Raw genomic sequence first — 13,343 nt, 5'->3', positions numbered from 1 at the left:
AACTGACAAATATTGTCACTCTTGAACACTGAACCCCGGCTAAACGTCATAAAATGCCGCTTATCTCTTAAACGCTTTAAATCTGACCTAAATCGAACATACTGTTTTTATTAGAGTTATTCAGTCAAAACTGTATTGGCATGATATCTGTATATATTTAAAGCAAGATTGCCCTTACTTATAATTTGGGCAATCACCAGTATTTCCGGAGTTGGAGTCGTTAAAAGACTTCTGGCAAGGACAGCTGGAAATTAACGTTCAACTTAATATTTTTAATTTTTAATGAGGATAGGAGATTCCCATGAAAAAAACACAACAAGGTTTTACCTTAATCGAACTTATGATCGTAGTTGCGATCATCGGTATTCTTGCTGCGATTGCTATTCCTGCTTACCAGGATTACACCATTCGCGCTAAAGTAACTGAAGGCTTGAATCTAGCAAGTGCTGCTAAACTAGCCGTTGCTGAAACCTACAGTTCTGAAGGCTCAATGAAATCTACTAATGCTAGTTATGGTCTTGCTGGAGCAAGTTCTATTACTGGTAATAACGTCAACAGTGTTGGTGTAGATGCTAGTGGTATAGTTACCGTAACTTATGCAACTTTAGGCGGCGGTGTTAATACTGCTACTATCACATTGACACCAGACACTTCAAACGCTGGTTCAATTGAGTGGACATGTGCAGGGACTGACGACCTAACTGAACAGTACCTACCTGCTACTTGCAGATAATAAGTTCAGTTTAGCAAAAAAATCAAAGCGCCCTGCATTTGCATGGCGCTTTTTTTTTGCATTATAGTATCCCCCTAAGATAGCACATGACTTAATTCACATAATTAGTATCCAATACGTAAAAATGACCCAAACATTTACGTTGCTCTTCCTACAAAAGAATTACATTAAAACTACCCTACTTATTGCGGCCCTTGCTGTAAGTATTTTAATTTATATTCCAGGACTTAAAGGTGATTTTGTACACGATGATATTCCCAATCTTGTTACGAATGATAGATTACATGTCAATACGCTAAGCTATGATTCGCTTATCACTGCAAGCTTTTCTTCTAAATCAGGGCCGCTTAGACGTCCCATCAGCATGTTTACTTTTTCGATTAACCACTACTTATCAGGACTTAATCCCTACAGTTACAAAGTAGTTAACTTATTCATTCATATCATCACCGGTCTTTTATTATTCTTTTTAACAACCTTACTATTAAATTTCTATGAGAAAATATATGGAAAAAATCCATTAAATATAGATCACTTCTACATTGCATTATTCGTGGCTTTGGCATGGCTCGTATCACCAATTAATTTAACCGGTGTTTTATATATCGTACAGCGCATGACAAGTTTAGCAGCACTATTTAGTATAGCAGGACTATGCTGTTACGTAGCAGCAAGAAAATCGATGATCTTCGACAATAGGTTAAAGGTTCATTATTTTATTTTATGTGCAATATTTTTTTTATTATCTATTTTCAGTAAAGAAATTGGCGCATTAAATATCTTCTATATAATTTGTATCGAGATTTGTTTTTTTAAATTTATATCAAACTGCATAATCTCAACAAGCACATTCAAAGTGTTGTTTTTTGCAGTAGTTCTGACCCCAATCTTAATAGCATTCATATTTCTATTAAAAGAGCCTGGCTACATATTAAGTGGATACGATCATAGGAACTTTACACTTGAAGAAAGAATGCTTACCCAGACAAGAATGTTTTTTTTATATTTAAAATGGATACTTTTGCCCAACATTACAGAACTAGGCCTTTATCACGACTATATCATTTCATCTAAATCGCTTGCTGAACCTATTTCAACTCTACTATCAGTAATTGGAGTAATGCTAATATTTTGCACATCTATAGTGATAATAAAAAAGAAACCTCTAATCTCTTTTTCAATTCTATTTTTTTTAGCCTCCCACCTTCTAGAATCAACCATATTGCCACTAGAGCTTGTATATGAGCATAGGAATTATTTAGCTAGCTATGCTGTTATATTTGGTATTGCATCAAGCTTAATTTATACAATCAACAAAAAATCAACATTGAAACTAGTCTTGCTAGTAGGTTGTATATGGATTTGCGCAATAGCTACAACTACCGGTATACGAGCATTTCAGTGGCAAAATGATGCCTCATTGGCTTTATATGAAACAGAGCATCATCCAAATTCTGCAAGAGCAGTTTTTTCTCTCGCAAAAACCTATGCGAATATGACACTAGCGGATCTCGTTGATGAAAAAGAAAAAACATTGGATTTATTTGAAGCATCCTCACAATACATGCCTCATGAAATTATAGGCGAAGCTTCTGCTATATTATTCTCCAGTCTAATTGGAGAGACACCAAAAACTTCTTGGATAGATAGTGTAACTAAAAAACTTAATACACTTCCTTTAACTCAAAATAGCATTAGCGCACTATATGAAATTAATAATTGTATACTTTCAACATGCACGCTTACGGTTCAACAAGTGCATGGGTTTTATAATGCCGCCCTTAGTAATCAAGCCCCATTTGTACCCAAAATCAAATCAGATTTATTAACGCTGTATGCCAAATTCTCTGCCAATAAACTAGGGGACCTTGCTACAGCACATGACGCAATGACAAATGCCATTAATATATCGCCCGATATACTGCAGTATAGAGTGAATTTTATAACCCTCTTACTAATACTAAAAAATTACGATCGAGCTGAGTCAGAGCTTATCTATATAGAAAATAATGATACATTTAACTACCACAAAAAACAGATAAAGACCTTTAAAGAAGAACTTTCAAGATTAACACTTGAAGCAAAGAATGCACTATCAAAATAAAGCTCATCTTAAAATTAAATATATCATTCACATACTTTATATCGTGACGCAATTAAAGTATCAAACCCAATAGAAAATATCATTTTGTATAAATTTCAAAAAACCCTTAGCCTAAACAATAATTTCTTTAAATATATTCTTTTAATACTTAGCTTAAGTCTTTGCGCACTAGTTTATCTGCCAGGGCTATCCGGCAGCTTTACCCACGATGATTATCCAAATATTGTTAATAATACTAAACTCCACATAGACAGCTTAGACTATCACTCCCTAACATCAGCAAGCTACTCCGTTAAATCTGGCCCCTTAATGCGGCCAATAAGCATGCTGTCTTTCGCAATTAACTATTACACATTTGGATTAGATCCGAAAAGTTACAAAATCGTAAATATTATAATTCACATTACAGTTGGGGTATTTTTATTTTTCTTATCTAGGCTTTTATTAGATAGCTACAGAAAAATACATCAACAAAAATTAAGCCAAAACTTCTGCTTTTACATTCCGCTAATAACTTCAATAGCATGGTTAGTATCGCCGATAAATCTTACTGGAGTCTTATATATTGTTCAACGAATGACTAGCTTATCCGCTTTATTCAGTGTTGTTGGATTATGCTTTTATGTATTAGCAAGGCGGTCAATGATTTTCGAAAAAAGAAATAACTTCTACTTTTTCACTCTTAGTGGAATTTTTTTTCTCATTGCAATTTTTTCAAAAGAGAATGGAGCTCTTAATTTATTTTATCTGTTATGCATAGAACTTTGCTTCTTTCGCTTTATGTCTAACACAAAACTTTCACCTAAAATCTATCGAGGATTGTTCTTAACCGCTACATTAGTGCCAATTTTTTTCGCAATACTCTGGATTATAAACAACCCAACTTACTTAGAGGCAGGCTACTCACATAGAGGGTTTTCACTAACGGAAAGAGTTCTAACCGAATTTCGCTTGTTAGCAAGTTACTTAAAATGGATTGTAATGCCAAATATTTCAGAACTAGGACTTTTCCATGATGACATCACGATATCTAAATCATTACTTTCCCCTTTAACAACTATATTTTCAATGAGCTTTATAAGCATTTTAATTATTTTCTCAACAATAAGTATAAAAACAAAAACATTCCTATCATTTGGTATTTTATTTTTTTTCTCTTCACATATATTAGAGTCTACAGTACTCCCACTAGAACTTGCATATGAACATCGTAATTATTTGGCAAGCTATGGTGTTATTTTCGGCATTATTACATCTATATTCTTATATATCGGGAAGTCATCCCACATAAAAGCAACCGCTTTAATTGTTAGCATATGGCTATGCGCAATATCAATAACAACTACTCTGCGTGCACACCATTGGGGAAATGAAGCAAGACATGCTTATTATGAAGCTGTGCACCACCCTAAGTCTGGCAGAGCCATTTATAATTTGGGCAGGATATATGCTAACTTGTCTGCACAGAACTTGATCGAGGAGAGTGAGTATGCACTTAGTCTATTTGAAGAATTTATTAGAATTTCACCTAATAAAATAATAGGAGAATCTTCAGCAATAGTGCTCAGTACCGCGATAGATGCAGAAATTAAACCTGAATGGCTAGAAAGCATGTTAACAAAACTTGAGACAAAGCCAATAACACATAATACTATCGAAAGCCTTAAACAGATAAACAGATGCCTCGAAAAAGCATGCAAACTTACTTTAGATCAAGTTTTTAATTTATACGTTACCGCATTAAACAATAATATTCCAACACCAAAGACAAGCAGATCAGACCTGTTAACACTATATGCTATCTTTGCCAGTAGTTTTCTTGGTGATAAGACTGTCGCTTATAATGCCTTAGTTGACGCAGTAGATATTAAACCAGATTTCTTGCAATATAGGATCAACCTAATTACATTACTAATAGAAATAGAGAAGTATGATGAAGCATTACATCACATCGAATATATTGATAAAAATGACATTTATAATTCATTCACGACTGATACAAATATTCTAAAAGAAAAACTCAAGTTTTAACTAAATTTTACCAGAATATTTGAAACGGTAAGCAATAAACATGGACATTTCAATAATAATCCCAGCCAAAAATGAAGCTGAATCTTTAGCTCTACTACTTCCAAAACTAAAAACTTTTTTCCCTAAAGAGGAAATTATTATCGTTGATGACGGGTCTACTGATAACACCAAATCAGTTGTAATTAAGCATGAAATGAGATTAATTTCTCACCCATATAGCATGGGTAATGGCGCAGCGATTAAGGCTGGAGCTAGAGCTGCAACAGGCGATACAATTGTCACAATGGATGCTGATGGACAACACGATCCCAAAGACATTTTAAGACTAATTGCCAAGAAAGAAGAAGGTTATGATATGGTAGTTGGCGCGAGGTCGCACAAGTCCCAAGCTGGCAAGCGAAGATGGTTAGGCAATCAAATTTTTAATTATATTGCCAGTGTAATTGTAGGCAAAAAAATTAGAGACCTAACATCTGGTTTTAGAATCGTTAACGCAAAAAGATTTAAAAGCTTTTTATATTTATTGCCAAATGGATTCTCTTATCCAACGACTATAACTATGAGTTTTTTTAGGAACGGTTACCCAGTTACATATATCCCAATCGATGCTGAAAAAAGAGTTGGAACAAGCCATTTACGAATATTTAAAGATGGCATACGATTTTTAATTATAATATTTAAAATAGGAACTCTTTATTCACCTCTTAAAATTTTCACGCCAATCAGTTTTTTATTATTTCTAATCGGTTTTTTTTATTACATGTATACTTTCATAACAATGGACAGATTCACCAATATGAGTGCCTTGCTACTTATATCGTCTATACTAATTTTTCTTATTGGCCTAGTTTCTGAACAAATAACTACACTGTTATATTCTAAAGTTGATACCAACCCTTAAACTACTCGTACAAATTTTTATTTATTGTGAAGCATAGTTTTATTCGAAGAATTGCCAAGCATATATCATCCACACCATTACATCCTCAATGGTTTGTATTTAAAGAACAAAATTTTACGCTCGAGAGAATTAAACCTTTTTTATGTGGAAAGGTTTTAGATATTGGATGCGCAGACAATTATTTAGAAAAATTACTCAATGAGGACAGTCAATATATTGGTATAGATTATCCAACTACCGCAGACGAAATGTATCATACCACCCCAACAATTTACGGAGATGCACACAATCTTTCGATTGCTGACTCTATTATTGATAATGTTGCATTACTCGATGTATTAGAACATCTGCACACCCCAGATAAATGCATTAAGGAAATTCAAAGAGTACTTAAGCCAAATGGCGCACTATGTTTACAAGTTCCATTCATGTATCCGATTCACGATGCACCTTATGACTTTCACCGCTGGACAATATTTGGTCTAACACAACTATTAATAAATCATGGCTTCGAAATTGAGTCCGCTTATTCTCAAGGAAATATTTCAGAAACATTTTCCTTGCTAACAAATATTGGTTTGGCCAAAATCAGTTTGAAACTAATCAGCTATACGAAATTATTCATTATTATGATTCCAATCATTTCCTTCTTAGTATTATTTATTAATATAGTAGGATCACTATTGGGTAGAATCTTCAGTGATAACTCATTTATGCCATATGGGTATTTGTTAATTTGCAGAAAAAAGTAAATCATATTCTTCTAATAAGTAGCTCATACCCAACTATTGGTGAAGGATCTGCTGCAGCCGGCTCATTTGTATATGATTTTGCTATGGAATTAAGTAAACATACAAAGGTAAGTGTTCTAACTCCTGGCATTTCAAAAAACGAAGAAAACACAAATGATGTAGATGTTTTTCGATTTAAGGTGCCGAAACTTCCTTTATCGTTACTAAAACTTTACTACCCAACACATTGGCTCCATATAGTCAGAACGCTTCGATCAGGATCGCGCGCACTAAATAAATTATTAAAACGCAAATCTGTTGACCATATACTTGCATTGTGGGTGCTGCCGAGCGGGTTTTGGGCTCTTAAAGCATTCCAAAATAGCGGCATGTCATATTCATGCTGGGCACTTGGTAGTGATATTTGGTCATTCCAAAATAATATATTCGGTAGGCTTTTATTAAATAAAATTCTTAGCAATGCTAAATACATTTATGCCGATGGATATATTCTTAAAAAAGACGTTACAAATATCACCAACAGGAATTGCACATTTCTCCCAAGCACTAGAGTATTACCCAAAATACCACCTAAGAATGAAGAACATTCGGGCACAAGATTTGCATTTTTAGGGCGTTGGCACCATAACAAAGGTATTGACCTACTACTAGATGCGCTGCATTTATTATCAGCGACAGACTGAAAAGCATAAATAAAGTAATTATTGCTGGAGGCGGGCCTATGGAATCATTAGTACATGAGCGATGCGCCACTTTAATCGATAACAATCGACCTGTAGAAATTCTTGGGTACCAGAACAAAGAAAATGCAGCGAAACTTATATCCTGGACTGATTATTTAGTTATACCGTCTCGCGTGGAAAGCATCCCAGTGATCTTATCTGATGCTCTACAGCTTGATAAACCTGTAATAGCTACCCCTGCTGGAGACATTCCTGAGATTTTAGAAGAAAATAATCTTGGATTATTATGTACATCAATTTCTGCTGACTCTATTTCTTCAGCAATTAAACTAGCAATCCAAATTTCGCCGAAAAGCTTTAATAATGACATTCAACTTGCAAAATCAATATTCAATATTCAATCTATTGCACAACAGCTTTATAACGATATAAAAAACATAAAATAATTTATGCTTCTATTTAAGCAACCTCCTGATTTTTGGGACAAAAAATGTTCTCTAAATAAATCCTTTTTTCATAACAGCCAATGGCATTCGATTTTGGAAAAAGGATTTAATGCTAAGACTATATATATGGGATGAAGCTCATAATAGTGGTTTTTCAATCACAATATTTACGAAAGCTATTTTTAAAATCGGTTATTTAGGGTTCCCAGTAGGAGGGACAATTACAGGGAGTACAATAGATGATGATATATTTAATTCCTTAAAAGCTCTTTTACCACCCGGGCTAATCCATATTCTACGCATTCCTTCAGGGATATGCTCTCCCACTTCAATCTCTACTGAGTCGCACCTTTCTTGCCCAGAAACTTATATCCCTGAATTAGGCAGTTGGACATTTGACTGTCTCTCAAAGCACTGTCGAAGAGATATAAAAAAGGCCACTCGCGAAAATGAAGATGTTAATGAAGTAATAGATCCTCAACATTGCACCAGTATTTATAAATTGTACGAGAACACTATTAGAAAGAATGATGGCTCACTTAGATATAACGAAAAATATTTTAAGTCAATTATAATTGCATCAAAAAACAACAAAGAAATACGCATCACTTGCATTAAGAATAAAGGTGAAATTATTGCATTTTTAATTGTTGCTCTTAGCAATGATGTTGCAAATTACTTACATGGCGCAATCAATTACAGTTTTAGAAAATCACTTCCTAATGACTTGTTAATATACGATGCAATTATGTGGGCGAAAAACAATAATGCAAAATCTTTCAATTTAATGTGCTCGCCAAATAATCAACTAAATTTAGTTAAATATAAAGAGAAATGGGGAGGCACCACTAGTTCAAATATAACAATTGAGCACAATCTATCACTTCTACACAGCTCCATGTTTAAAATGGCTACTTCTTCAATACATGTTGCAAATAAATTTATTTCTAAATATCGATAAGTACATTAATATAGGTAACTTAAGGCTTACTCAAACATTTCATCAGACATTAGGTAACTCATTAATTTATCAGATTCGGTGAACGATTTTTTTGGTGCAGATGTATTCCATATATCTAGTGTCATCTGCCAATTCCCCTCTAGATTCCGCTCGAACACTTGTATTGACTTTGCCTCCATCAATACACCATAGCCTCCCTTTTTAGGTGCGCTGCGTTGCACAAATCCACCGCGAACAACTGCTAGATCACCCGAAACATATACGGATTCTACATACGGCTCCCACAAATCTATAAAGTTCTGTTGATATAACTGCCACCTCTTAAATAGTTTCGAACGACCAATAACAGGAGGTTGGTTTGGAGGCATTTGCACAATTTCTACTGCATAGTAGGGTTTCATGGCTTCTATTTGACCGCTATTCCAATAACCTTCTAGAAGCTGCACGATATCCACAAGCTCTTTTTGTGGATGCTCATCTAAATTAGTCTCCAATGAGGCACGATCATTTTGATTACAACCAAACAGTGAGATAGCCACAAGCAGAAGAATAACAATTATAAATTGAATATTTTTAGACATAATTAACCTCAGATGATATGGATGCTCCATTTAATAAATGAAGCACATAGCCTTTATTGACGCATAGCCTCGCTAACACACTTTGCAATGTACTTTAAATGTTTAAGTTTTGTCTCAATTCCTAGCGGTAGTAATATATTTTGATTTAAAACGTGATTCGTACAGCTCACATCATGCCATCTCACATCTTTAAACGGCAAAGAATGTAGTGCATGGTACCGCCATTTTGTTTCAATACCATTTTTAGATAGCTTATTTGCAAACACCATCCTATCAATAGAATTTAATACAATAGGAAAATATGTATAGGTATGAGGAGCTTTTGCCACATCTTCTGGGCAGCTAATACCTTCTACATCATTAATTAATTTAGATAAGCATCGACCTTTCTCGATTTGATTATTTTTCAGGTGACCTAATTTATTAGATAACAACAGCGCTACCTTAGCTTGTGCAGACCCTATGCTATATTTATATAGACTCTCGTTAATTATATGGTCATTACATTCAGGTACAACTTCATTTGAAAGATTTTGAATATTATTATATAACCGAATTAGTACTGCAGTGCATGGTCTTAATTTATATGCAACCGTATTAGATATAATATATTTTAGGGTATGCAAATATTTCTTTTCCCTATTAACATGTTCTTTGATGGAATTAAATACATCTTCCCTGTTTGTAATCAATGCGCCCCCTCCAATACCACCGAAAGCTTTATCTGCCTTAAAGCTAACAATAGCTGCATCCCCCCATGACCCAATAGGTTTATTATCAACAATTGTATTTCCAGGCACATGCACACAATTTTCGATTAAAAATAATTTATGCTCATCTGCTAATAATCTTAGTGCTTTAACTTCAGAGCACTTCCCATAAAAATGGTTTACTAATAATACTTCAGTATTACTGCCAATAAGTGACCTTGTAGATTCTATATTTATAGTAAAATTCTTATTAATATCAGCTAGCGCAAAGCCGCTGCAGAAATTTCTGATTATTTCTGATAGTGGCTGATACATGAATGATGTAGTAATCCACTCCCCCTGCAAGCCAAAATTCTTTGCAAGAAAATAAATTCCACTTCTTGCATCATTTAATAATAAACAGTATTTAACACCATATTGTCTGCATATTTCTTTATTTAAACTGCTCTCATACTCATCTATAAAACAAGAACGGTGCAAATCTGAAAAAGACCATTTAGGCTGAACTACACCTGGCACTCTAAATCTAAAAGGTATATTTGGTTGTCTTACAGTCATGCTTATTTGTATATTGAGATTATATTTATTTAATTTTGCGTAATGCTACATTTATGTCATTTGCGAGAACAACAGCATCTTTCCTAATACCTCTTAAGTATCTGCTTCTAAAATTATATATTTGATCTAACCCAATGAAGAATATATTCTCAATATCACTGCAATGCATATCCTTTATAATAGGCATATCACCATCATCTTCAAATCTAACAATGTCTTTCAAATACGCAAGAGATGGTTTATAACCTGTAGCATAAATTATGAGATCAAATTTATCACTTGCTCCATCCTCAAAGACCACATGCCTATCACGTATACCTACTATATTTGAATGCACTGTAACTATTTTTTCTTTTAACAACTCTTCAGTTTTCCCACCATCCATATGCGGAAAAGAATCAGCATAAATATTTGGATTTAATTTAACTTTTAGTTCTTCATACGGGAAATAAATAAAATCCTTAATTTTACCTTTAAAAGATCCGTCACGAGGAGACACCGATCCTCTTGCAGAAATTGACAATGAAAAATCGTGTTTACTAAGATCCGTGAGTAATTGTCCAGCTGACACTCTACGTCCAACGATAAGGATCTTGGTACAGTGTGGAAATAGTTTCTTAAGTCGTTCTGGACTGAAGTATTCTGATACATGAAATGACCTTATTGAGTCATCGTCACCTCTAGGAAGACTAGGAATATATGGATTTGAATAATATCCAGTAGCTGAAACTATTATCTTACATTCAAAATCTAGATCATCAGACGTAAGTTTAAATTTTTTGCAATTATCTATTTGCAAGACATTATATATATTGATCTCTTCATGTACCTTAATTGAGTTAATTTTAGAATACTGGAGCAAGTATTCTCTATATGAATTAACCCAGGGCTTTGAAAATGGCGAAGAATAAGGAAAACCCGAACCTGGGAGCATATTTGTCCATTGAGGGCTAACTACTCTCCAATACTTAGGCATATTGCCCCAAGAATTGCCAACTTTATTTTTTTCAACTACAAGGCAATCTATATTTAGTTTTTGCAAACAATATGCCGTAGCTAATCCTGCTGGCCCACCACCAACTATAATGATATCTGCATACTTTTTTTCTTTCATGATGCACTTTTCATTTTATTTTGTTTTTTTAAAACAAAAAGAGTATCAGCATAATCAAATAAAGGAATTTTATATATTTTCCCGATTTGTGATTCAAGCGACGCTATATGCTTATACCAGCTCTTCTTTATAAGGCCTAACCTAATTAAATATATAAACGGAAAATGCCCATACCGTAATATTCTTTTTCTTATAACGCTAAATCCTGATGCTCTAAATATTTCATTAAATTCTTCAATTGTTAATTGCTTTTTACTTTTATCCTTATTTATCTTAACTTTTCTCCTAGTTTGTTCGATAGCAAAGACAGTACCGTTATCTTTTAATACTCGATTTAGCTCACGCAAAATACTAACAAGCTGTTCTTTACTTGTAAGGTGATTTAGCACCACGTAAGTAACTATAGAATCAAAAACATGTTCTTTAATTGGCACATGCGCACCATCGTATTGCAGCACTGCAAGTTTTTTATTATTAATTCTTGAAATAGCTTTTGACAAAAGTCTAAAGGATATATCTAACCCAACAACCTTGACATTCCTTAAAAACAAATATTCTGTAGTTAACCCTGAACCACAGCCAAAGTCTAAAACAAGATTATCCTTGCCAATTGATTTAACTTGTTCGCAAATTACACGGTTCCTAATATCAACTATATATTGATTCTTATGGCCTTTTTTATCATAAGGATCTATCACAGCAGCATCAGGATCATTTTTCCCTAGCGCATCCCAAAACTCTTTTTGATTTTTCTCCATCCTGTTATTTCCTTACATCTATTAATTTAGCCATTAAACCGAGCAATAGTGCACTTACGATATCTCCTAGAATAGTCGCCAATCTAGCTAAAATGCTTAGAAGAAATAGCAATTCTTCCGAATAACCCAAGGTGAGGCCAAACCAAATAAAACTAGCTTCGCGTACAAACCAACCACTTGGTACAACCAGAACAAGCAAACCCACCAAAGCTGCGCTTGCATATACTGATCCTAGAATCAAAGAATCCGAAATTGAAATATCTACAGGTAACAAGAAATACCAAAATATAAAATAAAAAACCCAATCCAATTGCAACAGTAATGTTTTAAATAGTGATACAGAGATAGATGATCTATCTATAAATACCATATTAGATAAATTTATATATTTTATTTTATTTACAAAGCAAACAAGTTGATTTAAAAAATTAAATCTAAATAAAATAAAGACAACTATACAGGTAGCTAAGGCGAGCACCGCAAGAAACTTCAAATCATAGTGAAAATATAAAATGATAAATATAATGACCCCTATACCATTTATATTTGTAACAAGCATTTGCCATACATTCACCACCCAAACCACTTTTCTAGAAACAATCGTGTCTAACTTCTCACCTTGAAATATTATCCCCAACACCTTCCCCGGTAAGTATCGAATTATTTGTGACTGTGCATATGAACTTAATATTAAATTGTACCGTTTTTCTATGCTCACAAAATCTGAAACCAGCATCAAATGGAATAATGCTTTTGATAACAGCATCAATAAGCAAAATACTAACGACAAAAATAAATGCGTTTTGTTTAAAAATGCAACCTCATTCTTGATGTCTATATAATTATCTATCCCAACTTTTCCCAAAAATAATATTGCAATAAATAGCAATATAATCATGGCTATCTTTTTTATTACATTACTACTCATACTTATTACAAAATAATTTTCTATAGGGATTTAAGTATGTCTCTATGTGCAAATATAGACGAAAGCACTAAGCTCGCAAGATT

At 33.6% G+C, this 13,343-nt stretch carries 13 protein-coding genes; 8 read left to right on the top strand and 5 right to left on the bottom strand.

Going from position 1 to position 13,343, the window contains the following annotated elements; genetic code table 11:
• Positions 1–301 precede the first annotated feature (301 nt).
• The 8 genes from GKR92_12795 (at position 302) to GKR92_12760 (ending at position 8,611) form a co-directional block, all read left to right on the top strand.
• The gene (locus GKR92_12795; GenBank protein QMU62527.1) at positions 302–733 is read left to right on the top strand and encodes a prepilin-type N-terminal cleavage/methylation domain-containing protein; all 432 of its coding nucleotides are present in this window, start codon (positions 302–304) and stop codon (positions 731–733) included.
• Positions 734–857: 124 nt separating this feature from the next.
• A complete protein-coding gene (locus tag GKR92_12790; protein QMU62526.1) occupies positions 858–2,837 on the top strand; it encodes a hypothetical protein in 1,980 nt (659 codons plus the stop codon).
• 84 nt (positions 2,838–2,921) lie between these two features.
• On the top strand, positions 2,922–4,868 hold the full coding sequence (locus GKR92_12785) for a hypothetical protein (GenBank protein ID QMU62525.1): 1,947 nt from the start codon (positions 2,922–2,924) through the stop codon (positions 4,866–4,868).
• Between the two features lie 40 nt (positions 4,869–4,908).
• Positions 4,909–5,769, top strand: coding sequence for a glycosyltransferase (locus GKR92_12780; protein QMU62524.1), 861 nt, complete (start codon positions 4,909–4,911; stop codon positions 5,767–5,769).
• A gap of 23 nt (positions 5,770–5,792) precedes the next feature.
• A complete protein-coding gene (locus GKR92_12775; GenBank protein ID QMU62523.1) occupies positions 5,793–6,521 on the top strand; it encodes a methyltransferase domain-containing protein in 729 nt (242 codons plus the stop codon).
• On the top strand, positions 6,506–7,204 hold the full coding sequence (locus tag GKR92_12770) for a hypothetical protein (GenBank protein QMU62522.1): 699 nt from the start codon (positions 6,506–6,508) through the stop codon (positions 7,202–7,204). Before GKR92_12775 ends, GKR92_12770 begins: the two co-directional genes overlap by 16 nt.
• Positions 7,186–7,650, top strand: coding sequence for a glycosyltransferase (locus GKR92_12765; protein QMU62521.1), 465 nt, complete (start codon positions 7,186–7,188; stop codon positions 7,648–7,650). The genes GKR92_12770 and GKR92_12765 overlap by 19 nt, the downstream gene beginning before the upstream one ends.
• Before the next feature lie 109 nt (positions 7,651–7,759).
• Positions 7,760–8,611, top strand: coding sequence for a GNAT family N-acetyltransferase (locus GKR92_12760; GenBank protein QMU62520.1), 852 nt, complete (start codon positions 7,760–7,762; stop codon positions 8,609–8,611).
• Between the two features lie 26 nt (positions 8,612–8,637).
• Here the strand turns inward: GKR92_12760 and GKR92_12755 are convergent, their stop codons facing one another.
• From GKR92_12755 to GKR92_12735, 5 genes are read right to left on the bottom strand one after another with little or no spacing between them, the layout of a single operon-like run.
• A complete protein-coding gene (locus tag GKR92_12755; GenBank protein ID QMU62519.1) occupies positions 8,638–9,222 on the bottom strand; it encodes a DUF4440 domain-containing protein in 585 nt (194 codons plus the stop codon).
• Between the two features lie 23 nt (positions 9,223–9,245).
• Complete coding sequence (locus GKR92_12750; GenBank protein QMU62518.1) at positions 9,246–10,460, bottom strand: hypothetical protein; 1,215 nt, start codon at positions 10,458–10,460, stop codon at positions 9,246–9,248.
• A gap of 25 nt (positions 10,461–10,485) precedes the next feature.
• On the bottom strand, positions 10,486–11,574 hold the full coding sequence (locus tag GKR92_12745; GenBank protein ID QMU62517.1) for an FAD-dependent oxidoreductase: 1,089 nt from the start codon (positions 11,572–11,574) through the stop codon (positions 10,486–10,488).
• Positions 11,571–12,332: a methyltransferase domain-containing protein gene (locus GKR92_12740; GenBank protein ID QMU62516.1), complete on the bottom strand. Its 762-nt coding sequence runs from the start codon at positions 12,330–12,332 to the stop codon at positions 11,571–11,573. The genes GKR92_12745 and GKR92_12740 overlap by 4 nt, the downstream gene beginning before the upstream one ends.
• 4 nt (positions 12,333–12,336) lie before the next feature.
• Positions 12,337–13,260 carry a hypothetical protein gene (locus tag GKR92_12735; GenBank protein ID QMU62515.1) on the bottom strand — a complete coding sequence of 308 codons (924 nt, stop codon included), beginning with the start codon at positions 13,258–13,260 and terminating at the stop codon, positions 12,337–12,339.
• Between the last annotated feature and the right edge of the window lie 83 nt (positions 13,261–13,343).

It is taken from the genome of Gammaproteobacteria bacterium, assembly GCA_014075255.1.
Classification (GTDB): Bacteria; Pseudomonadota; Gammaproteobacteria; order UBA4575; family UBA4575; genus JABDMD01.
Note: the sequence above shows the minus strand (reverse complement) of the source record. Positions and strands in the feature narration are given on the sequence as shown.

What these genes read in the sequence shown, in the direction of transcription:
- GKR92_12755 (QMU62519.1), bottom strand. Translation starts at nt 9,222, where the DNA reads ATGGAGCATCCATATCATCTGAGGTTAATTATGTCTAAAAATATTCAA.
- GKR92_12790 (QMU62526.1), top strand. Translation starts at nt 858, where the DNA reads ATGACCCAAACATTTACGTTGCTCTTCCTACAAAAGAATTACATTAAA.
- GKR92_12745 (QMU62517.1), bottom strand. Translation starts at nt 11,574, where the DNA reads ATGAAAGAAAAAAAGTATGCAGATATCATTATAGTTGGTGGTGGGCCA.
- GKR92_12780 (QMU62524.1), top strand. Translation starts at nt 4,909, where the DNA reads ATGGACATTTCAATAATAATCCCAGCCAAAAATGAAGCTGAATCTTTA.
- GKR92_12795 (QMU62527.1), top strand. Translation starts at nt 302, where the DNA reads ATGAAAAAAACACAACAAGGTTTTACCTTAATCGAACTTATGATCGTA.
- GKR92_12740 (QMU62516.1), bottom strand. Translation starts at nt 12,332, where the DNA reads ATGGAGAAAAATCAAAAAGAGTTTTGGGATGCGCTAGGGAAAAATGAT.
- GKR92_12735 (QMU62515.1), bottom strand. Translation starts at nt 13,260, where the DNA reads ATGAGTAGTAATGTAATAAAAAAGATAGCCATGATTATATTGCTATTT.
- GKR92_12760 (QMU62520.1), top strand. Translation starts at nt 7,760, where the DNA reads ATGCTAAGACTATATATATGGGATGAAGCTCATAATAGTGGTTTTTCA.
- GKR92_12750 (QMU62518.1), bottom strand. Translation starts at nt 10,460, where the DNA reads ATGACTGTAAGACAACCAAATATACCTTTTAGATTTAGAGTGCCAGGT.